General features: G+C 69.7%; 17 protein-coding genes and 4 pseudogenes. 2 read left to right on the forward strand and 19 right to left on the reverse strand.

Annotation, left to right across the window (positions count from 1 at the left end):
- Positions 1-1254: 1254 nt before the first annotated feature.
- From SACE_RS24360 to SACE_RS24365, 3 genes and pseudogenes are all read right to left on the reverse strand, one after another.
- Positions 1255-2514 (reverse strand): annotated as a pseudogene (locus SACE_RS24360) (IS701 family transposase).
- Between the two features lie 496 nt (positions 2515-3010).
- Positions 3011-3352: pseudogene (locus SACE_RS36830) on the reverse strand (transposase); the annotation flags it as partial.
- A gap of 391 nt (positions 3353-3743) precedes the next feature.
- Positions 3744-5873 carry an acetate--CoA ligase family protein gene (locus SACE_RS24365; RefSeq protein ID WP_011874569.1) on the reverse strand — a complete coding sequence of 710 codons (2130 nt, stop codon included), beginning with the start codon at positions 5871-5873 and terminating at the stop codon, positions 3744-3746.
- Between the two features lie 92 nt (positions 5874-5965).
- Between SACE_RS24365 and SACE_RS24370 the strand changes: the two genes are divergently transcribed.
- Positions 5966-6877 (forward strand): acyl-CoA thioesterase, encoded by a 912-nt coding sequence (locus SACE_RS24370; protein WP_009949956.1) that lies wholly within the window; start codon positions 5966-5968, stop codon positions 6875-6877.
- Between the two features lie 41 nt (positions 6878-6918).
- On the opposite strand, the gene SACE_RS24375 is transcribed toward SACE_RS24370, so the two are convergent.
- From SACE_RS24375 to SACE_RS24400, 6 genes are read right to left on the reverse strand one after another with little or no spacing between them, the layout of a single operon-like run.
- Positions 6919-8919: a 3-hydroxyacyl-CoA dehydrogenase NAD-binding domain-containing protein gene (locus SACE_RS24375; protein WP_021341790.1), complete on the reverse strand. Its 2001-nt coding sequence runs from the start codon at positions 8917-8919 to the stop codon at positions 6919-6921.
- Complete coding sequence (locus SACE_RS24380; protein ID WP_009949954.1) at positions 8916-10097, reverse strand: acyl-CoA dehydrogenase family protein; 1182 nt, start codon at positions 10095-10097, stop codon at positions 8916-8918. The genes SACE_RS24375 and SACE_RS24380 overlap by 4 nt, the downstream gene beginning before the upstream one ends.
- A 31-nt stretch (positions 10098-10128) precedes the next feature.
- Positions 10129-11289: an ABC transporter substrate-binding protein gene (locus SACE_RS24385; protein WP_231849759.1), complete on the reverse strand. Its 1161-nt coding sequence runs from the start codon at positions 11287-11289 to the stop codon at positions 10129-10131.
- Complete coding sequence (locus SACE_RS24390; protein WP_009949951.1) at positions 11282-13060, reverse strand: ABC transporter permease; 1779 nt, start codon at positions 13058-13060, stop codon at positions 11282-11284. Before SACE_RS24390 ends, SACE_RS24385 begins: the two co-directional genes overlap by 8 nt.
- Positions 13057-14187 carry an ABC transporter ATP-binding protein gene (locus SACE_RS24395; protein ID WP_009949950.1) on the reverse strand — a complete coding sequence of 377 codons (1131 nt, stop codon included), beginning with the start codon at positions 14185-14187 and terminating at the stop codon, positions 13057-13059. The genes SACE_RS24390 and SACE_RS24395 overlap by 4 nt, the downstream gene beginning before the upstream one ends.
- 26 nt (positions 14188-14213) lie before the next feature.
- Positions 14214-15629 (reverse strand): MmgE/PrpD family protein, encoded by a 1416-nt coding sequence (locus SACE_RS24400; protein WP_009949949.1) that lies wholly within the window; start codon positions 15627-15629, stop codon positions 14214-14216.
- A 160-nt stretch (positions 15630-15789) separates the two neighbouring features.
- Here SACE_RS24400 and SACE_RS24405 point away from each other — a divergent pair, with 160 nt between their 5' ends.
- A complete protein-coding gene (locus tag SACE_RS24405; RefSeq protein WP_044547539.1) occupies positions 15790-16491 on the forward strand; it encodes a GntR family transcriptional regulator in 702 nt (233 codons plus the stop codon).
- A 129-nt stretch (positions 16492-16620) separates the two neighbouring features.
- Here SACE_RS24405 and SACE_RS24410 read toward each other — a convergent pair whose 3' ends face one another.
- The 10 genes and pseudogenes from SACE_RS24410 to uxaC form a co-directional block, all read right to left on the reverse strand.
- Positions 16621-17385 (reverse strand): IclR family transcriptional regulator domain-containing protein, encoded by a 765-nt coding sequence (locus SACE_RS24410; RefSeq protein ID WP_009949946.1) that lies wholly within the window; start codon positions 17383-17385, stop codon positions 16621-16623.
- A gap of 230 nt (positions 17386-17615) precedes the next feature.
- The gene (locus SACE_RS24415; RefSeq protein ID WP_231849767.1) at positions 17616-18395 is read right to left on the reverse strand and encodes an amidohydrolase family protein; all 780 of its coding nucleotides are present in this window, start codon (positions 18393-18395) and stop codon (positions 17616-17618) included.
- Between the two features lie 17 nt (positions 18396-18412).
- Positions 18413-19213, reverse strand: a complete 801-nt coding sequence (locus tag SACE_RS24420) for an SDR family NAD(P)-dependent oxidoreductase (RefSeq protein ID WP_009949943.1) — start codon at positions 19211-19213, stop codon at positions 18413-18415.
- Positions 19210-19770, reverse strand: coding sequence for a carboxymuconolactone decarboxylase family protein (locus tag SACE_RS24425; protein ID WP_009949941.1), 561 nt, complete (start codon positions 19768-19770; stop codon positions 19210-19212). The genes SACE_RS24420 and SACE_RS24425 overlap by 4 nt, the downstream gene beginning before the upstream one ends.
- A gap of 56 nt (positions 19771-19826) precedes the next feature.
- Entirely contained in the window at positions 19827-21191 is a 1365-nt protein-coding gene (dctA, locus tag SACE_RS24430) for a C4-dicarboxylate transporter DctA (protein WP_011874573.1), read from the reverse strand.
- Positions 21192-21587: 396 nt separating this feature from the next.
- Positions 21588-21827: a hypothetical protein gene (locus SACE_RS40285; RefSeq protein ID WP_009949939.1), complete on the reverse strand. Its 240-nt coding sequence runs from the start codon at positions 21825-21827 to the stop codon at positions 21588-21590.
- Positions 21828-21833: 6 nt separating this feature from the next.
- Positions 21834-21971 (reverse strand): annotated as a pseudogene (locus tag SACE_RS40290) (iron-sulfur cluster assembly protein); the annotation flags it as partial.
- 39 nt (positions 21972-22010) lie between these two features.
- Positions 22011-22610, reverse strand: a pseudogene (locus tag SACE_RS24440) (amidohydrolase family protein); the annotation flags it as partial.
- Between the two features lie 448 nt (positions 22611-23058).
- Complete coding sequence (locus tag SACE_RS24445; protein WP_081468390.1) at positions 23059-24360, reverse strand: mannitol dehydrogenase family protein; 1302 nt, start codon at positions 24358-24360, stop codon at positions 23059-23061.
- Positions 24357-25853, reverse strand: coding sequence for a glucuronate isomerase (gene uxaC / locus SACE_RS24450; protein ID WP_011874576.1), 1497 nt, complete (start codon positions 25851-25853; stop codon positions 24357-24359). Before uxaC ends, SACE_RS24445 begins: the two co-directional genes overlap by 4 nt.
- Positions 25854-25891: the final 38 nt, after the last annotated feature.

The following is a 25891-nucleotide window of genomic DNA, read 5'->3' on the forward strand; positions in this document are numbered from 1 at the left end:
GGATTCATCTCGACCGCGGCAGCGGCGTCGTACGGAAGCTCGCGGTGGAAGTAGGCGGCCTCGGCGAGGTCGTAGCCGACCTGGCCCGCGGTGCCGAGCCGGGTGAGCGCAGCGCGGACCCGGTGCTGCGCGAGCCCGGAGCGCTCGGCGAGCAGGTCGACCTCCACGCGGGGCTCGAACGCCAGCAGCATCCCGATCAGCTCGGCATCGGCCTCGACCTCGTCGGCTGCCAGCGCGGCGAGCACCGCGCCCTCGCCGGAGAACCCGCGCCGGACCTCCGGCGACAGCGCCACGACCAGCCGCATGCCGGGCAGGTCGAGCTCCCACGCGCTCGCGGACGGCGCCGCGCCGCGGCCGACGGCCGGGCCGTACACGCGCAGCGCGCGGGTGAACCGCAGCAACGGCCTCAGCGCTTCCAGCCTGTGCGCCCCGGCCACGCTCACCGCTCCGGGCACCGGATTTCCGGTCAACCGCAACGACTTCCCGCTGGGCACCGCCCAACGGGCGCGGCCGGTGCCCAGCGACCGCAGCAGCCGGGCCGCCTCCGCCGCCGACAGCTCCGCGCGCGGCTCGAACCCCGAGGTGATGACCTGCACCTCGGCGAAGCCGCGAAGCCACCGCTGCGGGAGTGCGACCTTCTTCTCCACCGCCGAACCGTCCAGCGTGGTCGCCGTCAGGTCGTCGGGACCGACCGCGAGGTGCAGCGGATCACGTCCGCCGACCCGGGCCAGCATCCGGCGCAGCGGCTCGTTGATGTCCACATTGGTCGTTCCACGGTCGTGGACTTCACCGTCCAGCCCCGCCGAGAGCACGTCCAGCCGCGTGTACACGCCGCAGCAGCGGGAGAAGGACTCGAAGCGGAGCCGGTCGCCGTTGCAGGTGACCACGGGATCGCGGTAGGCGACCCGGCCGGTCAGTTCGGGATAGCGAGACCTGGCGACCCTGACCACCGCCTGCAACCCGGCCGCCGCGGGCGCGGCGTCGGTGAGGAATCCGGTGAAGAACCGGGGTTCGCGGCCGGACCGGCCAGCGCGGTGCCGCCGGCCGTCTGCAGTCCCAGCCCGCCGGCGTCGAGGACCGACGGCTTCCGATACGCCAGTAAGTGCGCTTCACCACTCATGCGGCGGACCCTAGTAGGGCTTTGTTAGGTCGGTAATCGGTCTTGGTTGGGTTGCCAGGGGCGGTGGCAGGTGTGGCAGGCGCCGGTCCAGACGGCCAGCAGGGTCTGGAGTTCGCGGACGACGGCATACAGGGTCAGGCCGGCGCAGGGGCTTTTGGGTCGTAGCGCAGCTGGGTGCAGATCGCCTGGGCAAGGCTGACCAGGGTGACGTGGCGGTACCAGCCAGCCAGGCTGCGGCCTTCGAAGTGATCGAGGCCGAGGCCGGTTTTGAGTTCGCGGTAATCGTGCTCGACGCGCCAGCGCTGTTTGGCGAGTTGCACCAGTTCGCGCCGGGGCGTGTCGGTGGGCAGGTTGGACAGCCAGTAGTCGGTGGGCTCGGGCTCGCGCGGGGGCCATTCGGCCAGCAGCCAGCACGCGGGCAGGCTGCCGTCGGTGGCCCGCGGGATCTGGCGGTTGGCCGGGCGCACCCGCAGCACCAGGAAGCGCGAGCGCATCGCACCGGTGCGGTTATGCGGGGTTTTCTTGCTGCCGTGACGCCAGGTCACCTGATGCAGGCTTCCTCGTCCGGCGGCCAAGGCGAGCTCGCGCAGGGTGGTCGGCTTGCTCGGATAGCCCGGCTGTGGCGGGCGGCCAGTGCCCGACCATGTCGGTGTCACCGGCACCACGTCGTGCGGCTGGACACTGGTGCTGGCCTTGACCGCGACGACATAGTTCAGGCCCCGCTGGTCCAGCCCGAGGCGGAAGGCGGTGGCATCCCCGTAGCCACTATCGGCCACTACCGGCCGATCAGACAGGCCCGAGTCCGTCCTCGCCTCGTCGAGCATATCCAGCGCCAGGCGCCACTTCTCCCGGTGCCGGACTTCGTCGCCGATCTTGCATCGGGCGCGGCGACGGCGGATCGCCGCGGCGGTCTCGGCATCGTCGGTGGTCTGATCGTCCCAGCTGACCGGCAGAAACAGGCGCCAGTTCACCGCCGCCGAAGCCCAATCCGTGGCCAGGTGCAAACTCACGCCGATCTGGCAGTTGCCGGTCTTGCCCAGCGTGCCCGAATACTGCCGGGCCACCCCCGGCGAGTCAGCGCCGTCCTTGACAAACCCCGTGTCATCCAGCACCCACGCCCGAGGCTCGATGAAGTCCTCAGCCCAGCCGGCCAACCGCCGTCGCACCGCGGCATCGTCCCAGGTCGACGAGGAAATGAACTACTGCAAACCCTGATGATCCACCCCAAGCCGCTCGGCCATCGGCTGCATCGACTTGCGCTGACCATCCAGCAGCAACCCCCGCAGATACAACTCGCCCTTGGCCCGCTGATCCCGCCGCGGCACCCCCGCCAGCATCTCCGCCGCGAACGCCTCCACACGCGGCCGCACGACCTGCATCTCCTCCGGAGTCACAACAAAATCATCACACAGAAGATCAACAACCCAACAAAGCCCTACTAGCGAGGTGTCGGTCTCCAACCGGACGCGGCCGAGGTGCTCCAACAGCTCGGTGCGGCGTTCCTCGAACGGCCCGGACACGGACGTACGAGCTGGCAGCAGGAAAGCGAGGTACGCCTCGTAGAGCTGGTACTGGTTGCCGGGCAGCGGCCGGTCCTGGTGCTGCTGGAAGATGATCGCCGCGATCGTCGCCAGCAACGGCACCTGGACCAGCTCGTCGAGATGTGCTTCGCGGATCTGCTGCACGAACCTATCGGCCCGGGCGGCGTCATCAACGAACCAGTTCTCCGCGAAGCGGCGCAGCGCCTCGTCATCGAAAGGCTGGAGTTCGTAGCGGCTACAGCCGATCCGTTGGAGCGGGGCGAGCGCCGCTCCCTCGATCGGCCTGGTCGTGACGACGATGCGATAGGGCGACCCGACCACCGACTTTTGGGCAACCACGTCCCCGTTTGGCCTGGATCTGGGAGGAATCCACGACCGCTCGGGAGAAGTCCAACTGATCGGCCGCTCGCAGGCGATCCAGCAGCACCCGCTGCAACTGCTCCCATACTCCGGCCTGCTGCCACTCGGCCAACCGCCGCCAGCACGTCGACCCCGAGCCGAATCCCAACTCCTGCGGCAGAAACTCCCACTGGATGCCGGTGTAGAGCACGAACAAGATGCCCTGCAGAGTCTTGCGATCGTCGATCCGACGCCGACCCGGATACCGAAACCGACGCTCGTGCCGGGGCAGCAACGGCTCGATCAACGCCCACAACTCGTCGCTGACCTCCCACGGCCTCGGGCGAGCCATCCCACGCTCCCAACGATCGAAACGTGATCAACTCCAGCCACCACCATGCCAGACCAAGATCATTATGCAAGGACCCCTAAAGGAGTCGATATTCGCAGCCGCCCGGATGTGCAGGGTCCGCCTCGACGACCGTCTCGGTGTCTGCCCATTCACAGTCCAGGGAACGACTTGGTCGGCCACCGACCCTCCGATTGCGTGGCGTCCGCGCGGTGGCCAGTGCCAGCATTGCGCATCCGCCTGTCACGCTCAGCGCATTCCGGACGAGCAACAAGCGCTACTCGAACTGCACGTCGCGACGGCGGCCGGTCCAGCCCGCTCCGGTCCATCAGCTCCTTGACGACCGTGGACGCCTTGTGTGCCCCGCAGGGGCCGCGGCACACAGATCACCGCATCACGCACGTCCGGACTTCTCGTCATCGATACGGCGAACCAGCGCGTCGAGCGCGACGACCCCTTCGGTGCGCACGAGCACCGGGTTCGCCTCTGCCTCCACTATGGACGGATGCTCGACCGCGAGGTGTGACAGCGCGACCACAGCGTCGGCCAGAGCCGGGACGTCGCCAGCCGGCGTGCCCCGGTGCCCCTTGAGCACAGCCAGACCGGTGACCTCGTCGATCATCTCTTGCGCAGTGGCTCGATCCACCGGGGCCAGCCGGATGGCGCTGTCGTCGTACAGCTCGGCCTGCACACCGCCGGTGGACAGCACCACGACCGGGCCGACGTCCGGGCTACGCCGGTAGCCGACCAGCACCTCCCCCACGCCTTTGTCCGCCATCGGCTGCACGAGCACCCGGTCGACAGTGATTCCGGCCCTTTCCGCGACGTCGACGGCGATCTTGCGAACAGCGGCGCGCAGCGCGTCGGCGTCGGCGACACCGAGGACGACGCCGCCGACGTCGGTCTTGTGCGCGAGCTGGTCGGAAAGCGCTTTGACCACGACCGGGTAGCCGAATGGCAGGGTGACCTCGTCGTCGATCGAGGCGGTTTTGAGCGCCACCGACGGCAAGGCCGGCACACCGACACCGGCGAGCAACTCGGCCGAGACCTGCTCGTCGAGAAGCCGGGGAGTGCCGTCAGGGAGACCGGCAATTCGCTTCGGGTCGATGGTGGCCGACCGGCGGGAGAATGCGGCGGCGATCGCGTCCGCGCAGGACTCGGGAGTGCGGAAGGCGGGAACGCCGGAGGATGCGAGCAGATTCGCCGCGTCCGGAGCCTCAGGCAGTGCGAAACCGACGACCGGGACGGCATGCCCGCCGCGCTCGGCCAGCGCCTGCACGGCTAGCTCGGGGTTGAGCCGGGCCGAGGAGCCGATGACGAACAGGACCAGGTCGAACTCACCGGAGTCCTGCAGCTCGCGCAGCGCCGCGGAGACGACGTCGTGCTTCGCGCCGGCCAGGCCGAGATCGGCGATCAAGCTGTGCGGCACCGGGGCACCCGCGGCGGCCATGCGTTCGACAAGCTCGCGGCTGGGCCCGCGCACGGACAGGCCGCGCAACGCCAGCTGGTCCACCATGATCGCCGCGCCGCCGCCGGTGGTGGTGACGACGCCGACCCTCGGTCGGGCGGGGCCGTCCGAAGGAATCCGCTCCAGCAGCGCCGGCGCCTCGCACAGGCCCTCGAAAGTGGCGACCCGGACGAAACCGCACGCCCGGAAGAATGCCTCCGCCTCGCTGTCCTCCCCGGCCAGGGCACCGGTGTGCGACACGGTGAGCGCCGCCGCCTCATCGGAGCGGCCCAGCTTGTAGACCGCGACCGGTTTGCCCGCGCGGTGGGCCGCGGCTGCGAAGTCGGCCAGGTCACCGGCGTGTCGCAGCGACTCCAGGAACAGCGCGTAGGAGGTGATTTCCGGGTCGTCCAGGGTCGCCGAGCAAATCTCCCCCAGCGACAGGTCCGCCTCGCCGCCGGTGGAGACCAGGCCGGCGAACCCGATCCCGCGGCCGCGCGCCCGGGACACCATCGCGCCGATCACGCTGCCCGACTGCGAGGCGACGAAGATGCCGCCGGTCGGGGTATCCGGCTCGCCGAATGCGGCATTACCGGTGAGCATGACGCCGTTGCGCGGGTTGACCACGCCGAGGCTGGACGGGCCGACGACCCGGGTCGGCCCCTGCGCGGCGGCAGCGCGCAGCCGGTCCTCGCGCGCCTTGCCCTCCGCGCCTTCCTCCGCGAAGCCGGAAGACAGCACGGTGACCACCGGCACGCCGAGGCGGGCGGCCTCGGCCACGGTGTCGACGGCGGCGTCGGCGCCGGTCATCACGTAGACGTGGTCGGGCACGGCTGGCAGCGCGGACAGGCTCGGGTACGCCTTCACCCCCTGGACTGTCCCCCTACGCGGGTTGACGAACCAGGCGGTGCCCTCGTAGCCGGCCGCCGCGAGGAACCGCTGGGGGCGGCCGGTCGTCTTCTTCGGGTCGTCGGAGGCTCCCACGATCGCGACCGACGCGGGGTGCAGCAACGGGCCGGACAGCGCGGCCACGCCCGGAGCGCGGTCAGCCTGCGACGGTGTGGGGTTCGGTGCCATCGGCTCTCCTCGGCTGAATGCGGCGTGCCACCGGACCGAACCGGCGTCACCTTGTTCATAGTCTATAGAATATTTACTGTAGTGTCTGCGGTGTGGACCACATCGACATGGAATGCACCGACGCCGGACCCAGCGGCGACGAAACCTCTCTTCCCGGAGTGATCAACCGGACCCCGCTCGTCGACCGGATCGCACTGCGCCGCGAGGACGGATGCCTGGTGGGCTTCCCCGTGGCCGGATTCGACCAACGCGTGTTCGGCGGCCACCTGCTCGCCCAACTCGTCCTGGCGGCCGGCGCACACGCACCTGCCCGCCGAGTCGTCGAGTCGCTGCACGCTTGTTTCCTCCGCCCCGGACGGCCAGACGAGCCGATCGCGTACCCGGTCCGCACTGTCCGAACGGGCCGCACCCGCACCGTGCTCGCCGTCGGTGCCGAGCAGTCGGGACGCGAACTGGTCACCGGGCTCGTCTCGCTCGGCCCCGGCGAGACGAACAGCTCCACCGCCTCGGTGCGGCCGCCTCAGGTGCCGGAACCCGAGTCGCTCCCTTCGCTCCCGCAGCGGCGGGCCGCCGGGCTGCCCGCGGACGGGGTCCGATTGCCGCCGCACGGGGACTGGCGCACCGCCTCCCGGCCGCTGGACGTGCGCCCGGTGGACGATCCACCGGGTGAACCATCGGCACCGCGTTGCCTGTGGCTGCGAGCCGATCCGGTTCCGGGCGCCGAGAGCCACCTGCGGCGCGCGGTGCTGGCGTTCGCTTCGGACCGCTCGCTGGTGCCGGTGATCGCCCGGGCCCGCGGTGAGCGGGCGGACCTGCACCGGCCCGCGGCCAGCGCCGACCACGCGATGTGGTTCCACGCCGACCCCGACCTGGGCAACTGGTTGCTCTACGTGCAGGACTGCCCGGCCGCCGGGGAGCGCGGCGGGCTGGCCCGCGGCACCCTCTTCGACCGGGACGGCCGAGTCGTGGCGTCAGTCGCCCAGCACGCCGTGCTGCTCGACTGACCGATCTCCTGAGACGGCGGCGACCGGACAGCGCGGTCCGGTCAGGACAGCAAGTCCGGGTCACCGGGCCGGAAGCCCCATCCGAGAGCCGCACCCAGCCGTTGAAGGGCTGCCGCGTACTCCGCGGGCGGTCGGGTGGCCGCCCAGTGACACGGTCCACCGAGGCGTTCCGGGAAGCCGTAACCACGTGTCATCAGCACGTCGATGTCACCTGGCCTGGTCGCGATTCCCTCGGCAAGCACCAGCGCTGCCTCGTTCGCAGTGGCAGTCAGCACCCTTTCGACGATCTCCACGGTGCCGATCTCCCGAGGGGTGATCCCCTGGGCGGCGCGGGCCTCGGCAATCAACACCTCGGTGGCCGGGTCGTCGTAGGGGGTGCGATCCCCGGTGACGTACCGATACCAACCAGCGCCGGTCTTCTGCCCGAGCCTGCCTTTCTCCACCAACCGGTCGGCCAGGTCCGAGTACCGCTCGCGCGGGTCCCGGGCGGCGTCCCGGCGCCTGCGCGCATGCCAGGCGACGTCGAGTCCGGACATGTCGGCCACCGCGAACGGGCCCATCGCGACGCCGACGTCGAGCAGCGCCTCATCCACCTGCCGCGGCGTCGCCCCCTCCTCCACCAGCAGCTCGCACTGGTGCCGGTACGCGGAGAAGATCCGGTTTCCTACGAACCCGTCGCAGACTCCGACGATCACCGGGAGCTTGCCCAGCAGGCGCGCCGCGGACAGCACGTGGTCCAGCGCGTCCTGGGAAGTCGCTCGTCCTCGCACGACCTCCAGCACGCCAGTGCGGTGCGCGGGAGCCAGGAAGTGCATGCCCAGCACTCGCTCCGGGTCGGCGGCGGTCGCCGCCAGCGCGTCGATGTCGAGGTAGGAAGTGTTGGTCGCCAGCGGCAGTCCTGGTCGGACGACGCCGGCGACCTCGCCGAGTACGGCGGCCTTCACGCCGTGGTCCTCGACGACGGCCTCCACCACCAGATCCGCATCCGACAGCAGGTCGAGCGCGGTCCCGGTGCGCAGCCGGGCGGCGGCATCGCGTCCGGCACGCGCCACCTGGTCGGCGGCCCGCTCCAGCGCGGCCGGGTCGCGGTCGACGAGGGCCACGTCGGCGCCGGCTGAGACGAACGCCCGGGCTATGCCGGCACCCATCGTTCCGGCCCCGACCACGCCGACGGTCCGGATCGGACGTCCGGCCTTGGGTCGTCCGGCCCGGGCGACCGCGGTTCGAGCGAAGAACAAGTGCCTTCGGGCGGCGGCCTCGGGCCCGCGCCGCAGCCGGGTGAACTCGGCGCGCTCGTGCCGCAGTGCCGCCGTCGCGGGTAGCGCGGTCGCGGCCAGCACCGCACCCGCCGCGGCCAGGACGCCCGGGGTTGCTCCGTGCCGGGAGATCAGCCGACGGGCGGTTTCCTCGAACAGCCCCGGTTTCCCCGTCCGTGGCGGCAGGGTGCTGAGCACGCGCTTGGCGGTGCTCCGGGCCGCGGCCACCGCGGCGTCGCGCAGCCGATCCGTGACGACCTCGTCGACCAGGCCAAGCTCGCCGACCACCCCGACCGGGATCGGTTCGGCCGCAACCACCAGGTCGAGCAGGCGGTCAGGTTCCAACAGCCGCAGGCCGCGGACGATCCCCCCGGCTCCCGGGATCATCCCGAGGCCGACCTCGGGCAGTCCGACCCGGCAGTCGGCGAGAGCGACCCGGCGGTCGCAGGCCAGGGCGAGTTCCAGTCCGCCGCCGAGCGTAGCGCCGGACAGCGCCGCGACCACAGGCCGCGGATGTGCCTCGATCGCGGCAAGGACCTCGGGTAGCTGCGGTTCCGGCAGCTCGTCGACGGAGAACTCGCGCAAGTCCGATCCGGACATCAGGTGCTTGCCCGCACCGATCAGAACTACGCCGGTCACCGTCTCGTCCGCGGCGGTCGCCCGCAACGCGTCCAGCAGCCCGGCCCGGACCGCCGCCGTGCTCGCGTTCACCGGCGGGTTGTCGAGCACGACGACGGCGACATCGCCGTCGCGCTCGACACGCACCGGTCCCCGATCGCCGCTCACGACGCCGCCCGCTGCGGGAACCGGCGGCCGAAGATCTCCTCCGCGATGCGGTTCTTCATCATCTCCAGCGACCCGCCGGCGATCATCCAGCCGCGGGTGCGGCGCTGGCAGTACTCGACCAGCGATTCGGTGCTGTAGCCCAGCGCGCCCATCATCTGCATCGCCGCGTCGGCCGCCTGGAACCCAGCTGTGTTGGCGGCGTACTTCGCGACGGTGGTCTCGTAGGCCGAAGGCAGCCCGTCCTCGGCGTTGGCCACCGCACGGGCGAGCAGGGCGTCGGCGGCGTCCAACGCGACAGCGGCCTCGGCGAACGTCCACTGCACACCCTGGAACTCGTTGAGCGTGCGGCCGAACTGGGTGCGGTGGGACACGTGTTCGCGGGCGAGGTCGAACGCGAGCCTGCCCAGCGCCAGCGAGCGGGAGGCGTTGCCGATGCGCTCGACGTTGAAGCCGCTCATCTGCTTCTTGAACCCACCAGGGCCGAGCAGAATCCGCGACTTCGGGATGCGGCAGTCGTCGAAGTAGAGCTGGGCCCAGGTCTCGCCGCTCATGTAGGCCGACGGTTCACCGACCTGGAAGCCGGGGTCACCGCGTTCGACCAGCACCGACCCGATGTTGCGGGTGCCGGGGCCGAAGCGGACGTAGACCAGGAACAGGGTGGCGTCCACGCTGTGCGTGCCCCAGATCTTGGTGCCGTTGACGACGAGGTCGTCGCCGTCCTCCACGGCACTGGTGGTGAGTTCGGTGGCTGCCGACCCCGCCTCGGGCTCGCTCATGCCGAGCGAGAGCAGACCTCGTCCCGCGAGGAGATCGGGCAGGTACGCCGCCTTCTGCTCGGCGGTGCCGAACTGGGCGAAGGTGCGGATGGCGCCGAAGTTGCCTGCCTGCAGGATGTCGGCGCTCTTCGGGCAGTGCTGGGCGACCGCCTGGATCACCGCGACCGCGGTGCGCAGCCCGGCTCCCTGTCCGCCGTCTTCCTCCGAGATCGTCAGGCCCAGCAGGCCCTGCTCCCCCAGCGTGGCGGCGATGTCCCAGGGATAGCGCGGGTCGTGCGCCCGCGCCAGCGCGCCGGGGGCCAGGTGCCGCGCGGCGAACGCGTTGACCGAGTCGAGCAGGTCGTTGCGGGCCAGGTCGTCAGCGTCCGCACCGTCGGCCGGATGGTCGAGGGTCGAAGTCATTCTGGTGCCTTCCGTGGGCGTGGCGGCTGGTTCAGCCGATGAAGTCGAACTTCTGCTTCCACAGCTTTTCGTCGGCCTCCGCATGCCGGGCGAAGCCGTCCTCGTCGAGCAGGTGGAAGCGCGGTGAGTCGGCCGTCGGCAGCTCGTATTCACCGGCGCGGACCGGACCGATGTCGGTGCGGACCGGGACGAAGCCTTGGGAGCCGACGAACTTCTGGCCGGACTTGGACAGCGACCAGTTGGCGAACACCTGGGCGGCCGGGTTGTCCGCTCCTTTCGGGGTCAGCCCGAGCGGGCCTTCGGAGGCCGAGACACCTTCCTCCGGAACGACCAGACGGATGGGTGCACCGTGGCTCTGCGCGCCGAAGGCGTTGTTGAAGCTGACGGTCGCGATCGAGATCTCTCCCCGGGCCAGGGCGTCCACTTCGGTCGAGGTGGAGTTGAACACCCGGGGCCGCTGAGCAGCCAGGCGGTCGAGGTATTGCGGGCCGAACTCCTCGATTTGGAACCGGGTGAGCGCCTGCAGGGTGCCGCCGGTGGTGATCGCGACGATCCCGAGCTGCCCTTCGTAGCGGGGGTCGGCGAGGTCCTCCCAGCCGTCCGGCGGATTCTGGATGTGGATGGCGGAGTTGTAGGCCATCGCGTTCACGAAGTAGTAAGCCGGGAACCAGTTCGCGTCGACCGTGGCGCCCGCCGCGGCCAGCTTGTCGTGGAACGGCGTCCGGTAGGGCACATACACCCCGGCCTCGCCGAAGTCGCGTGCGGTGCGCGGATCGGTCAGCCGGATCACGTCCGCCCCGAGACGGCCGGCACCGTGCTCGGACAGTGCTCGCTCTGCCAGCTTGTTGTTCGGCAGCCGGGTCAGCTCGACTTGGATGCCGGTCTCCGCGGTGAACCGCGCCAGCGTGAGGTCCTCGGCCTCCTTGCCCGCGGCCGAGTACAGCACCAGCTTCTCGCCCCTGGCGGCCTCGTAAAGCGCCTTGTCGGCGATCTTCTCGCCGTCGATGGTCAGGCCGTCGGTGGCGTCCACCTGCGCCGGGGCGAGCAGCTTGGCCGCGCGAGCAGCCGGTGTGTTGTGCACCGATCCTCCGCAGGCCGACACCAGCAGGCTCACCACGGCCAAGAGGGCCAGCAGCCCCGTGCTGCACACCCGGTGCGCTCCGCGGCGGGGGGACGTCGTCGTCTCAGGCACCGTGGCCTCCTGGGCCCGCGCCGAACCGGCGGGGCAGGTAGCTGAGCAGGAACATGATCGCGCAGTAGATGAGCGCGGTGGCCGAGGCCTCCTGGAGCGCGCCGCCGTTCTCGAACTGGTCGTAGATGGCGATCGAGAGGATCTCGGTGTCGGAGGTGTAGAGAAAGAGCGGCACGGTCAGCTCACGCATGCTCAGCATGAGCAGGAGGAGGAATGTGGAGAGCACCGAGACCCGCAGCAGCGGCACGGTGATCACGGCGATCGCGCGGCTGCGGCGCGCGCCGAGCATGACGGCGCTGTCCTCCAGGTCCCGGTCGGTGGCCCGGATCGAGGCGGCGATACCCCGGAACCCCTGCGGCATCTGAACGGCGACGAAGCCGATGATCAGCACCGCGAGCGTGCCGTATACCGGCAGCGGCATGACGAGCCAGGTCCAGAGCAGGCCAATACCGAGCACGACGTGCGGGATGGCCAACGGGACCATCGACACGTTCTCCAACGCACCGCGACCGCAGGACTTGGTGCGGTACACCACGTAGCCGACCACGAAGGCCAGCGCAGTGCCGATGGCCGCGGCGGCGACCGAGACCACGACGCTGTTGGTGGCTGCCCCGAGGAACCCGTCGGAAGTCAGTGCTGTGGCGAACGAACTGGCGTCGAGCGCACCCGGCTCGGCTAGCTCGCCGAACGAGCTCATGTACGGCGAGCTCCGGACCGCCGACAACAGCAGTGCGAGCAGGGGCAGCACGATCGACAGTGCGAAGTAGCCCACCGCGACGACCAGCGCCGGGGTCCGCCAGCGGCCCAGCGCGATCGTGCGGGCCTTGACGCCCTTGCCCGACACCGTGGTGAACGAGCGGTTGGCCAGGTAGCGGCGCTGCATCCAGGTGACCGCCAATACCACCGCGACGAGCACGATCGCGATCACCGCGGCCTCGTTGCCCCGCGACGGGGTGGAATTCATCAGCTTGTAGATGAAGGTCGGCAGCGTGTCGATCCCGCCCGGGGTGGCCAGCACCTGCGAGACCGGGAAGTTCTCGAACACGAGCACGAAGATCAGCAGGCCGGAGCCCAGGATGGCCGGCAGCGACAGCGGCAAGGTGATCGAGCGGATGGTGCGCCAGGTCGGGCTGCCGTGCACGCCGGCCGCGTCCTCAAGGTCGGGATTCATCAGCGACATCGAGCTGTGAATCATCAGGAAGGCGTAGGGCGCGTAGTACATCGCCATCACCACGACGACGCCGACGATGGTGTAGACGTTCACGACCGGTCCTGTCGCACCGAGGTCGCGGAACGCGACGTTGATCAGCCCCGCGCCCGGGCTGGCCAGGATCGACCAGGCCAGCGCGCCCACGTAGGACGGAAGGAACAGCGGCATCAGGCCGATCAGGTAGAGGAAGCCGCGGGCTCTGGCGTCGGTCCGGGCGGCGACGAAGGCGAGCGCCCCGCCGATCGCCAGCGCCAGCACCGTGGCGCCGACCGCGATGAGCAGCGAGTTGCCCGCCGCGACGAGCACTCCCTCAGCCGCGAGGACCCGCAGGTTCTCCAGCGTGAAGGCCAGCCCGGAGTTGCCCGGCCGGGGCACGTCGGTGGCGAACGCGGCCACCACGATCAGCGCCGCGGGGACCAAGACCAGGAAGGAGATGAACGCCAGCAGCGGCAGCCCGAGGACCCGGGTTCGCAGCGGGATCGGATTGCGGCGTCTGCGGCGCGGCACGTCGGCATCCGGTGGGGCCGCCGCGGGGGCGGGTCTGGTCGGGGTCGTGGTCATGCGGCAACGACCTCCTGCGGCTCCTGCGCGTCGGCGACGTGCTCTGGCAGCAACCGGACGGCGGGGGCTTCGATGCGGAGCGAGACCTCGGTCCCAGCGGTGAGCGTGCCGGTCGTGGGCGGCGGGCAGATCGCCTCCACCGCCAGACCGGCGCCGGTGCGCACGGTGCAGCGGATCGAAGCTCCCTGGAAGACCGCCACTTCGACGGTGCCGTGCAACCGGTTCACCGACGGCGGGTCGGTCTCCCCGGGAGTGCCCGGGTCGACGCGGACGTGCTCGGGCCTGATGCACGCGAAACGCGAGCCGGCGCCGCCGGCGCCGATGTCGTCGACCACGAGCTCCTGACCGTGGCCGGCCAGAAGAACCCGGTTGCCCTCGCACTTCTCGACCTCGAAGACGTTGGTGACGCCGAGGAAACTCGCGATGGACGCACTGGCCGGAGCGGCGTAGATCTGCTCCGGCGTGCCGAGCTGGGTGATCCGGCCGCCTTGCATGATGGCGATCCGGTCGGCGAGCGAGAGCGCCTCCTGCTGGTCGTGGGTGACGTAGAGGCTGGTCAGACCGCGCTCCACCTGGATCCGGCGCAGCTCGACCCGCAACTCGTCGCGCAACCGCGCGTCGAGGTTGGACAGCGGCTCGTCCAGCAGCAGCACCGCAGGCTCCATGGCCATCGATCGGGCCAGCGCGACCCGCTGCATCTGGCCACCGGAGAGCATGCTGGCCCCACGCTCGCCCAGGTGGCCCAGGCCGACGACGTCGAGCACCCCGACGGCCTTGCGCCGGGCCTCGGCTCGGCCGGCCCCCTTCATCTTCAGGGGGAACGCGACGTTGTCGAGCACGGTCATGTGCGGCCAGACGGCGTAGGACTGGAAGACCATGCCGACGTTGCGCTTGTGCGACGGGACCGACATCCCGCTCGCCCCGTCGTACACCGTCCGCTCGCCGATGGTGATCCGGCCGCCGGAAGGCGACTCGAGACCGGCGATGCACCGCATGGTGCTCGTCTTCCCACACCCCGACTGCCCCAGCAGGACGACAGAACTGCCGTCGGGGATCGTCAGGTCCAGGTTCTTCACGGCTCGGTGCTCCCCGTAGGTGAGCTCCAGTGCTTCGACACCAACCCTCATTGGATGGCTCCTCGCAAGTGGTGCGGTCAGTCGTGGGGCGTGCTGGTTCGGCCGGCGACGAGCGCGCGGGACCGGATCGCGCGGTCGACGTCGGCCAGGAAGTCCAGCCCCTCGAAGGCCCGGACAGCGGTGATGAGGTCGGCGGTGGCGGCCGCGCCGACCACCGGTTCGCACAACCCGCGGACCTTGTCCTCGAGCGCCTCGTCGGACAGCGGGTTCGCCGGCTCGCCGTACGGATGCTGCACCCAGGTGGTGCGGGTGCGCCCGCTGGTGAACTCGACGGTGGTTCTCGCCGGGCGTCCGGACCGGGGGTAGGCGGCGTCGGCGTCTGGATCGACGGTCACCGAGACGCGGCCCATCAGAGCCCGGACCGCGGCGTCGTCGCGGGCGGCGGGCTCGAAGTCGGTCAGGGTCACCGCGCCCCTGGTGAGGGCGACGGCGACCGCGTAGGGCAGGCTCAGCTGTGCCTGCAGGATCGTGTCCAGGTCGGTCCCGGTGTGCCGGGCGGCGATCGGGAACGTCTCGACCCGCACCGCGGCGATGTCGGCCGGGTCGATCTCGTGCTCGCGACGCAGCTGCAGCGCACCGTCGATGGCACCGTGCAGGTGCCGACAGCACGGGTAAGGCTTGACGTAGGTCTTCAGCACGACCCACTGCTCACCGAGTCCGTCAGTGACGCGCTCGGGGAACCACGCCTCCCCGACCGAACCAGCGTAGGCGGCGAAGTATCCGTCGGTGCCTTCCAAGACCGTGGTCGGACCGGTGAGTCCGGCTACGGCGAGATCGGCTGCGGCGATGCCGTCGCGGGCGGCCTTGCCCGGGTGGAAGCGCTTCACCTCGGCCGAGTCCCCGAGGAACTCGAACAGCCCGCCCGCGTGGGAGCCGGCGATGCCGAGCGCGTGCGCGGTCTCGGTTTCCGACAGCCCGCGCAGCACGGCCGCCGCGGCGGTGGCGCCGAAGACTCCGCCCAGCGGGGTGTTGTGGAAGTGCCGGTTGCGGGTGGCCGGGTGGCCGGCGGCGGCGATCCGGCACGCGAGTTCCATGCCGATCGCGGCCGCGATGCGCACGCGTCCGGCGTCGGCACCGAGGCTCTGGCCCAGGGCGAACACCGTCGGCAGGACCACCGAGGTGGGGTGCATGCTGCCCGGGGTGTAGCCCTCGTCGGACTCGATGCCGTGCCCGTTGGTGCCGTTGACCAGCGCCGCACCCAGGACCGACGACGCCCCATGCCCGATCGCGGTCGCCGCGTCACCGGGGTAGAGGGCGGCCGCGTGCCGTGCGACAGCCCCGGACACCGGACCCACCGAGCTGGCCACCATGCCGCTCACCGCGTCGAGCGTCATCCGGCGCAGGTGGTGGTCGAGGCCGGCGGGCAGTGGCCGTGCCTGCTGCTCGACGATCCACTTCGCGACGTGCCGGGTCAGTCCCGCGTGTGCGTCCATGCACTTCTCCCGCTCGGTGCTCGGGCCGCCCTCGTTGGCGGCTGCAGAGAAGCTACATACTCTATAGAGTGTTGTCCATGGATACCGGTCGGCTACCGTCGGGTAGTCGATAGCCAATAGACTGTTGAACGCTGATCACCGACGCACAGAAGGGCGGCACATGACCATCGGCAACGCGGACTCCCCGCCGCAGAGCCGCACGGCCTGGGTCGCCGAGCGGATCCGCGAGGACGTCGCAGCCGGCACCATCCAGCCCGGAGAGCTGATCAAGCAGACGGTGCTGGCCAAGAGGTACGGCGTCAGCCCCACCCCGGTCCGGGAAGCACTGCGCATGCTGGAGGCGGACGGCATGATCGTCTACTCCACGCACAAGGGCGCTACGGTCCGGGAGATGACCCCGGAGACCGCGGCCGACCTCTACCGGCTGCGCGCGGCCGTGGAGTCAGTGGCCGCTGGGATGGCGGTCGAGCGCATGACCAGCGAGGGATTGCAGGAAATCGAGAGGCAGCACGCCGAGATCGACCGGGCGGTGCGTGAGGGAGCCGCACCCGCCGAACTATCGCGCCTGAACAAGCAGTTCCACTTCTCGATCTACGCGCAGTCGTCGCCGCTGGTCCTGCAGTACGTCGAGGCCCTGTGGGTGCGCTTCACCCCGCCCGCGACCGTGTGGGGAAGCGAGGACGCCGCCATGGCGCTGCAGTGCGACCACGACGCGATTCTGAAGGCCGTGCGAAAAGGTGACGCGGACGCCGCGGCCAGGCTGACCGCCGAGCACGTCCAGCACGCCGCGGCCATCCGCGACGCGAACCCGGAACTGCGGGCCGCCGGCGGACAGGACCGGGAGGACCACACCGGCCTCTGAGCCCGCACGTACCCGTTCTCCGGATCGACGGCCTCATCGGCCTCACGATGGGGCCGTCGTCGTTTCCGCCCTCACAGACCTACATTTCGGTCCTGCGTTCCCCATTTCCCGCGTGCAGAGCGAGTTCCGCTACCGGTGGCTGATCTCGGCGGAGATGGCGTCGGCGTGTTCGCGCACGAGGGGCGCGCATCGGTCGCGAAGTTCTCCGGCGGAGATGCGCGCCGCGTTGACCGAGATGTTGAGGGCGGCGATGACGCCACTGCGGTCCCGGATGGGAGCCGCGACCGAGCGGACGCCCTCTTCTCGTTCACCATCGATCAACGCGAAGCCGTCCTCGCGCACCGTCATCAGGGCCTCGCGCAGCTCGCGCCGGTCTGTGATCGTGCGCGAGGTCAGGGGCGTGAGCTCGACCTCTTCGAGGTAGGCATCGAGTTCGGCGTCCGGCAACGCCGCGAGCAGAACCCGGCCGAGCGACGTCGGGTAGGCCGGCAACCGCGAGCCGATGTTCAGCGTGATCGACACGCTCCGCGGACTCGGCACCCGCGCCAGGTAGACGATCTCCGCACCGTCCAACGTCGCCAGCGAGGACGATTCCTGCGTGGAACTGGACAGGTCACGCATGTGCGGCTCAGCGTGCTCCCACCACGGAGAGGAGGAAAGATAGCCGTAGCCGAGGCGCATCACCTTCGACGTCAGCCGGAACCGGCGGTCCTGCTGTGTTGCGAAACCGACGCGGGTGAAGGTCAGCAGCACGCGGCGGACGGTCGCGCGAGTGAGGCCGGTGAGCTCGGCCGCCTGGCTGATGGTCAGCTCCGGGTGCTCCGCGGAGAAGGCCATCATGACCTGGAAGGCCTTGTCGACGGAATCGATGAAATCCGGATCTTCCCGTGACACTCCTGGCTCTCTCCGTCCCTCGCCCGCGGGCCTTTCCAGGCTGAACTCACCCCAGCCCGGACTGGCTCAAATCTACCCCACCTCGCGGCGCCGGGGAGCGCTCGACGGTGTCGCGAGGCGGATGTCTCCGTGATCAGTGCGGGAAATCGAAGCACTCCGCGGGGTTGTCGACCAGCAGTCGTCTGCGGTCGGTCTCCGTGAGGGCGAATTCGGCGAGGAGGTCGACCAGGTCACCGTCGTCGGGGACGAAGCCGTGGGTGTTGGGGTGGGGGGAAATCCGTACCCCACACGACCCGTTCCGGCGCACTCCAGGCGAGCAACCGGGCGAGCGCGGCGGAGTCGCTCATGTCCGGTGGAACGGTGGCAAGACGGTCGGCGCCGCTGAGCTTGACCCAGACCCGCCCGGTGTCGAGCAGCCGGCGCAAAACCGTCACCGCAGGAGAGTCGAGGCCCTGGCGCAGATCGACACGGCCCATGTGGTCGATGACGACCGGAAGCGGTAGCGACCGGATGAAGTCCTCGTGTTCGGCGAGGCCGTTGCCGGCGACGTGCAGCGCGATGTGCCACCCGTAGGGGCGGACCAGATCCGTGATCGCTTCGATTGCTCCTGGCGTAGGCGCGGGTCCGAGATGCGGGGTGAAATGCAGACGGGCCCCGCGAACGCCGGCGTCATGCAAGCGGGCGACTTCCGCCGCGGAGGTGTCGGGGCGGATCAGCGCAACACCGCGGTAACGGCCCGCGCCTTCCTCCAACGCGGCCACCAAGGAGGCGTGGTCGGCGCCGTGCGCGGCCGACTGGACGAGCACCGCCCGATGGAACCCGAGCAGGTGGTGCAGCTTCTGCAGGTCTGCGAGCGGCGCTTCGGGGGGTGTGAAGGTCCGGTCCGGCGCGTACGGGAACAGGCTCGTGGGGCCGAATATGTGGCAGTGCGCGTCGCAGGCGTCGGCGGGCACGTCGATCGTCATAGCGTGCGGTGCCGGATGCGGGCCGGGATTGGACGGTGTGCTCAACGGAACCTCCTGCTCACTCAGTCGCAGCGGGCGGTCATGCCGCCGTCGACGACGATCTCGGTGCCGGTGACGAATCGCGCTTCGTCGGAAGCGAGGAAAAGCGCGGCGTGTGCGGTGTCGCGGCCGTCTCCCATGAATCCGAGCGGGATGCGGGCCTGGCGTTGGGCGAGCAGCGCGTCCACATCGCCGCCGGTGCGTTGCCCGGCGAGACGAGCTTCCACCATGGGGGTGTGCAACTGTCCTGGCACCACTGTGTTGACCCGGATCCGGTCCGGGGCGTGCTGCACGGCGACCACTTTGGACAGCTGGATGACGCCTGCTTTCGCCGACGCGTATCCCACCTGGGCCGAGCCGGTCCAACGCAGTCCTGAGGTCGATGCGATGTTCACGATCGCACCGCCGCCCTGCTCCTTCATGACCGGAATGACGTGTTTGCAGCCGAGGTAGGCGCTGGAGAGGTTGGTGTCCAGTTGCGCCTGCCAGGTCTGCTCGTCGAGTTCCACCGGTCCGCCGTGCCGTGAGCCGCCGACGTTGTTGACCAGAACGTCGATCCTGCCGAACGCGGTGCGGGCAGCCTCGACCATGCCCGCGACGGCTGCGGAGTCGGTGACGTCACACGTGTGCGCCACCGCAGTGCCTCCCTCCTCAGCGATCACCTCCAGGGTCGACTCCAGCGGTTCGGCGTCGCGGTCCACGACCAGCACCCGTGCGCCTTCGCGGGCGAAGATGGCCGCCGTTGCACGCCCGTTGCCCCAACCCGGACCGGCGCTGCCCGCACCGGTGACGATCGCGACCTTGCCTGCCAGTCGACCGCTCATGCCACTGCTCCGTTCTCGTCGAGGGTGTCGGGTTCGGTCGCCTCGTCCGGTCGACCGACGTGCAGGGCGACCAGGAAGCGGGAGACCAGGTTGTAGGTGCCGATCGTCGCGGTGAGCTCGACGATGTGCCGGTCGTCGAAGTGCTCGTGCAGCGCCTTGAAGACGTCGTCGGGCACCTCGACAGATCGTGTCATCGCATCGGTGTAGGCGAGCGCCGCGCGCTGCGGTGCCGTAAGCGTGGCCGCCGGGTCCACGACGTCGACGCGGAGCCCTTCGGTCTGCTCGGGGGTGAGCCCGGCTCGGTGCGCGACCGGTTCGTGCGCGTTCCACTCGTAGTCGGCACCGTTGAGAGCTGCGACGCGCAGGATCGCGAGTTCCCGGATGTCGGCGGGCAGGCCGGCACGGGTGCGGATCGCTCCCAGCAGACTGTTCCATCCGTCGGCGATCGGGGGACTGTGCAGCAGCATCTGGTCCAGTGGTGTGAGCTGCCCGCCGCGCCGCTCGCGGATCCGATCAGCGATTTCGCTGTCAACGCTCTGGTATTCCAGGCGTGCCATCAGTGTTGTGATCCTTCCGTGCCGAGGATGCATATGAGGTGGAGTGCCGCGGCGGGTCAGGAGGGGCCCGCAGTGTTGGCGACCGCGTCGGCCGTGGGCGCTGGGAATGTCTCGGCGGAACCGTCGCGGTCAGGCAGGGGTACAACGGGTTCGCCGTTGAGGACGGCGCGAGCACGTTCGAGATCGAGAGCGCGTTCCCAGCGTGCGACGACGAGACTGCCCATGATCTGTCCGGACAGGCTGACCAGACCACGCATGGTCGACAGGAACCGGTCGATGCCCAAGACCAGCATGATCCCGACAACAGGGACCGCGCCCGTGGTCGACAGGGTCGCCGCGAGGATGACGAAGCCCGCACCGGCAACTCCCGCGCTGCCCTTCGAGGTGACCATGAAGACGGCCAGCAACCCGATCTGCTGCCACAACGACAGGTCGACGTTGAACGCCTGCGCGATGTACAGAGACGCGAAGCCGAGGTAGAGGCACACTCCGTCACCGTTGAACGCATATCCGGAGGGAACGACGAGGCCGACGATCCGCTTGGGCGAGCCGAGGTTCTCCAGCTTGCGCATGAGCTGCGGCATCACGACCTCGTAGTTGGAGGTGCCCAGCGTGATCAGCAGCTCGTCTTTGAAGTACCGGTACAGCTTGAGGATCCGCAGCCCGCACAGCCGAGCGATCAAGCCGAACACCAGCAGGCTGAACACGATGCCGGTGGCCCAGAACAGCGCGATCACACTGCCCAAACTGGTCAGCGTTCCAAGCCCGAACTTGCCCGTGGTGTAGGCCATCGCGCCGAAGGCCCCCAGCGGCGCCAGGTACATGACGAGTTTGACCACACCGAACACCGCTTCGCCGACACGGCCGATACCGCGGGCCAGCGGCTCGCCCCGGCTGCCGAGCGCCTTGATCGCGAGGGCGAACAAGATCGCGATGAGCAGAACCTGCAGCACGTTGCCCTCGGTGAAAGCGCTGACGACGCTGTGCGGAATGATCTGAACCAGGAAGTCGTACCAGTTCTGGCTCTCGCTGGTCTGCAGGTACTTCTCCGCCGCACCCGAGAGCTGCAACGCGTTCGGATCCGCGTTGAGCCCCCTACCCGGCTCGAACACATCCATCACGACCAAACCGGCGATCAGCGCGATCGTCGTGACGACCTCGAAGTAGACCAGAGCTTTCACCCCGACACGCCCCACAGCCGTCAGCTCCCCGGCCGAGGCGATACCGGTGACGATCGTGCAGAACACCACCGGGGCGATGAGCATCTGGATCAACGAGATGAAACCTGTGCCGACCGGCTCGAGCGACGCACCGATCTCCGGAGCGATCAGGCCGAGGGCCGCGCCGAGAGCGATCGCGACGAGGACGGTCACGTACAGCTTCGACGTGAAAGCGCTGTGCAACAGCGATCGCATCGGCATCGTTGTCTCCCGATTCTGTGCGACTGACGAACATCTGTACGTTGGACGTACAGACGATGAGCGACGGCGGGAGCGCTGTCAATAGACACCCACGGTTTGGCCGACGCAGCACTGGAAAGGCGATACGGCTGTTCGGCTTCCTGGTGTGAGCGGCGATGCTGCTCACAACCGACTCTGAACATGACGCCGCTGGTATCGCCTCATACAACACCGGGGCCGGATGATCCGAGTGCGGATCATCCGGCCCCGGTGTTGCCACGCGCCGGCGACGTCAGGCGCGGGACGGTTCGTGACCTCGAGACGGCGACGCCCAGCCCGCACTCCGCCGGCCTCCAACGGCAGGCGACGGTGGAACGCCAGAGGCGAAGGTGAGCATGGCCGTTTCGCCGGCGAACGTCAGGCTCCATGCCGACCCGCCATTGACGGCTTGCTCGCCGAGGAGGTCCGGGGCGGCAGACCGGGCACGTCGTGCAGGTCTTCCTCGGCCAGCGCCGGCTCGTCCCGGAGCATGCCGGTCAGTGCTCTCTCCAGCAGCCCGCTGTTGATCACCTCCGAGTCGTGGTGGTCGTCCAGGACCACCACGACTTCCCGCGCCCGCGGAAGCTCCGACAGCACGTCCTTGGCATCGGCAGCCATCAGGTAGGCGAAGTTGGGCGAGCAGAAGGAGGTCGGCAGGCGGAGGTGGACAGTGATGTCACCTTGGTCCGAGACCTCCAGGGAGCGGACGAAACCAAGGTCGGTGATGGGTTCGTCCAGTTCCGGGTCGAAGACACGATCCAGTGCCGACGTGCGGCTCGTTGCAGCTCTGCGGTATGCATTTCAGGCCACCGCCGCCGCTTCGACCACTCCGAGATCGTCGGGGACCTCGATGTCGTACATGGACGCGGCGTTGAGTCCGAGGATTTTCTTCTTCTGGCCCACGGTGAGCGGCGGGTATTCCGTCATGTCCTCGGGGATCTGGAAGTCGACGAAGCGTTCGACCAGCCACCGGGGCGTCCAAAGCGCGTAGTCGCTGGAGAACTGGATCCGGTCTTCGTCGAGCCAGTAAAGCAGTTCGCCGATGATCTGGGCGAAATACCTGGGTCGGGTGTGGATGAAGGGCATCGCGACGGCGAGGCCGGCGTGCACGTTCGGCTCCTGCGTCGCGATCCAGCAGAAGTCCTCCAGGCGCGGGAGGCCGCAGTGCTCGACGACGAAGTTGAGGTCCGGGAAGTCCGTTGCGGCGATGTCGACGTCGGCGACGTCGAACGCGTCGCGGTCCAAGGGCCGAATCGTCGGTCCCTTGTGGATGTGGATGTTGCGGATCCCGAGCTCTCGGCAGGCTTCGAGATAGCGGTAAGTCCACGGATCGTTGAGCTTGTACCCGCGCGAATCACCATGCCACTCCGCGGTGTAGAGCTTCACTCCCTTGAGCTGGAATTCTGCGCCGGGCACGTCGCTGGGTGCCTGGTAGGCCTCGTGGTGGGTCGGTGCGCCTGGCTGCAGTCGCGGTGTGACGTCGACCTGCACTGCGGTGCGGTCTGCGTCGCGAGCCGCCGAGTTCCGGTGGCCCACCCGTGCCGAGGGTTGGTCCTTCGCCGGCTCGCGACCCTCGCAAACGTATCGCCCAGCACCGAACTACGGCGGCGTGGACGACGGCAACCGCTCGCAGCGCGCCTACGACCGGGGAAGACAGTATCTCGCCAAGTTGAACCCTGCACGGCGCGACCACCGAAACGACGATCGCTTCGAACCCCGTCCTCGGCGACGCGATCAAGACGAAGGGATGTGTTTCCTCGGCCCGAGCCGTGACGCGCATGGTGCTTCGGATCAGGGTGGCGAGTAGCGAAATACGGGGGCTGCGTCGCGCATTACGTCGGTGGCGGCTTTACACGGTTCGGCCGGCGGAGAGCCGCAGGTGCTCGACGTAGTCCTCCACCGCGGAGACCAGCTCCCGGTCGTTGGCGAGGGTGACGTCCAGAGCGGACAGGACACGGCGCGGGGCGTCCGCCGAGTGTGCCAATGAGACCAGTTCGTCGGCGCGGGGGTCGCTGACCGGGCGGTCGCGCAGATGGATCAGCCAGCCGGCCAACGCCGCGACCGGGGCATCGGGCATTCGCTGCGCGGCGCGTTCGGCGCGCAGCACCGGCAGGATCCGGGCGGGGATCTTTTGGGAACCGTCCGCGGCGATTTGCAGCAGGTTGTGCCGCACCCCGCGGGAGGAGAAACGCTGACGCAGGCGCTGCCGGTAGTCGGCCAAGTCCTCCTCCGGAAGGGACGCGTGGCGCGACGCGACGTCCCACCACGACGCGGTCAGCCTCGCCAGCACCGGGTGCCGGACGGCCTCGTCGACCGTCGCGCACCCCAGCGCAGGACCGGCGTAGGCCAGCAGTGTGTGCGCACCGTTGAGAAACCACAGTTTGCGCTGCTCGTACGCGGCGAGGTCGTCGACGAACCTGGCACCGGAGTTCTCCCACGCGGGCCTGCCGAGCGGGAAGTCCCCGGCCAGCAGCCACTCGCTGAACGGTTCGGTCACCACGGGAGCCCGATCCTCGAAGCCGGTGAGCCGCGCGGTGGCGGTGACGTCCTGCTCGGTGGTCGCGGGCGTGATCCGGTCGACGACCGTGTCGACGAACGACACGTGGTCCTCGATCCACGAGCGGAAATCCGGGGCCTCGCCTGCTGCGGCGGTGCGGATCGCCTCCCGCAGCACGCCGCCGTTGCCCGGCAGGTTGTCGCAGGGCACAAGCGCAATCGGGGCGCCGCTCGCGCGGTGACGCCCGCGCAGCCCGGCGAGGACGCGGCCGATCGCGGTCCCGTCCTGGTCACCGGACAGCCGGTAACCGGCCTCGGTGATCGTCAGCGTCAGCAGCGTCACGTCGGGAGAAGCCAGATCGGCGAGCCACTGGTCGGTTTCGCTGCCGGGATGGGCACGGCTGATCGCATCGACGATCTCCGCCCGTGGCTCCCCTTCTCCGCGCACCTGCAGCGAGTACAGACCGTCTTGCTCGGCGAGCGTGCGCGGGAGCTCGGTGTTGCGGAACGTGTAGGCCGCGATGCCCCAATCCGGGTCGGCCATCGTGTACACCGCCTGGTGGGCCCGGTGGAATGCGCCGAGTCCGAGGTGGACGGCGCGTACCGGAGCCGGCGGGCGTGCGTGGGCAGCGGCGCGGGTCAGTCGTGTCGTCACAGTCGGAACGCCTTTCGCGGCTGGCGGTCGTGGAGGTCGTGGATGACGAGAGCGGCGTCGTCCTCGCTGAGCACGTGCTCGGCGACGAGTCCCGCCAAGTGGGCCGCGTCGACCCGGCGGGCCGTGTCATGGCGGGCGGGGATGGAGCAGAACCCTCGGGTGTCGTCGATGAAGCCCGCGTTCCGGTAGAAGCCGGCCGTTTCGGTCACGGCGTCGCGGAAGCGGTACATGGCGCGGGGAGCATCGAGAAACCACCACGGCGCACCGAGGTAGACCGAGGGGTAGAACCCGGCAAGAGGGGCGAGTTCACGTGAGAAGACGGTCTCGTCGAGGGTGAACAGGACCGTCTGGAACCGCGGGTTCGTGCCGAAACGCTCCAGCATGGGCTGCAGCGCGCGGGTGAACTCCGCCTGCAGCGGGATGTCGTGACCGGTGTCGGGGCCGAAACGGCGCAGCGTATCCGGGTGGTGGTTGCGCCTGCTGCCGGTGTGCAGCGCCATGACCATGCCGTCCTCGCTGGACATGCGGGCCATTTCGCCGAGCAGCTGCTGGGACAGCAGGCGGGCGTCATCGGCACTGGCTGTGCCGGATCGGACCGCATCGAACAAGCGCTGCGCCTGCACGGCGTCCAGGAAGGCCATGCGCGCATCGGGGGCACTGTGATCGGTGGCCGTGGCGCCGTGCGCGCGGAAGTGCTCCCTGCGGTTCTCCAGTGCCCGGATGAGCCCGTCGTAGTCGCCGGTGTCGATGCCGCTGGCGGCGGCGAGGTCGTCCAGCGCCGTGGTCCAGCCGGAGCCGGTGGCATCGAGGCAGCGGTCGGGGCGGAAGGTCGGCACGACGCGGCCCGACCAGGACGGGTCCTCGGCCAGGGCCCGGTGGTAGGACAGGTCGTCGGTGGGGTCGTCGGTGGTGGCCAGCGCCGCGATCGCGAACGAGTCGTACAGCGCACGCGGCCGGAACTCGGGCTTGCGCAGCCGGACGGTGAGCTCGTCGAACAGTTCGTCGGCGGTGTCCGCCGAGGGCTGCACCGTCACGCCGAGCACGTCGTGCAGCTCGGCCTCCAGCCAGCCCCGGGACGCGGTGCCCAGGAACAGGTGCCAGTGCTCGCAGAAGGTCCGCCATACGTCCCTCGGCTGTGCGGGGTCGGTGTCGTCGGCGCTGTCGCGCAGTCCGAGGTCGGCCAGCGGGACGCCGTGGGCGTGCAGGAGGCGGGTGACGTAGTGGTCGGGGGTGACCAGTAGCGACGCGGGGTCGGTGAACGCGTCGTCGTCCGCGAGCAGGCGGGCCTCGACGTGCCCGTGCGGGCTGATCAGCGGGAGGTCACGGACGCTGTCGTAGAGCCGCCGCGCGATGCAGCGCTGGGACGGTTCGGACGGGAGCAGCCGGTCCGGGTGCGGGGTCAGCGGCACCCGGCCTGCAGGGGCGGCCCCGCGAGGTGTGGCAAGGGGGCCGGCGTGCTCGTGGTCGTAGCGGGTCCCGGAGGTTGCTGCCATGCCGCGGTCCATACGGGCAGCGTCGTCATCTCGCGCGA

It is taken from the genome of Saccharopolyspora erythraea NRRL 2338 (assembly GCF_000062885.1).
Lineage (GTDB): Bacteria > Actinomycetota > Actinomycetes > Mycobacteriales > Pseudonocardiaceae > Saccharopolyspora_D > Saccharopolyspora_D erythraea.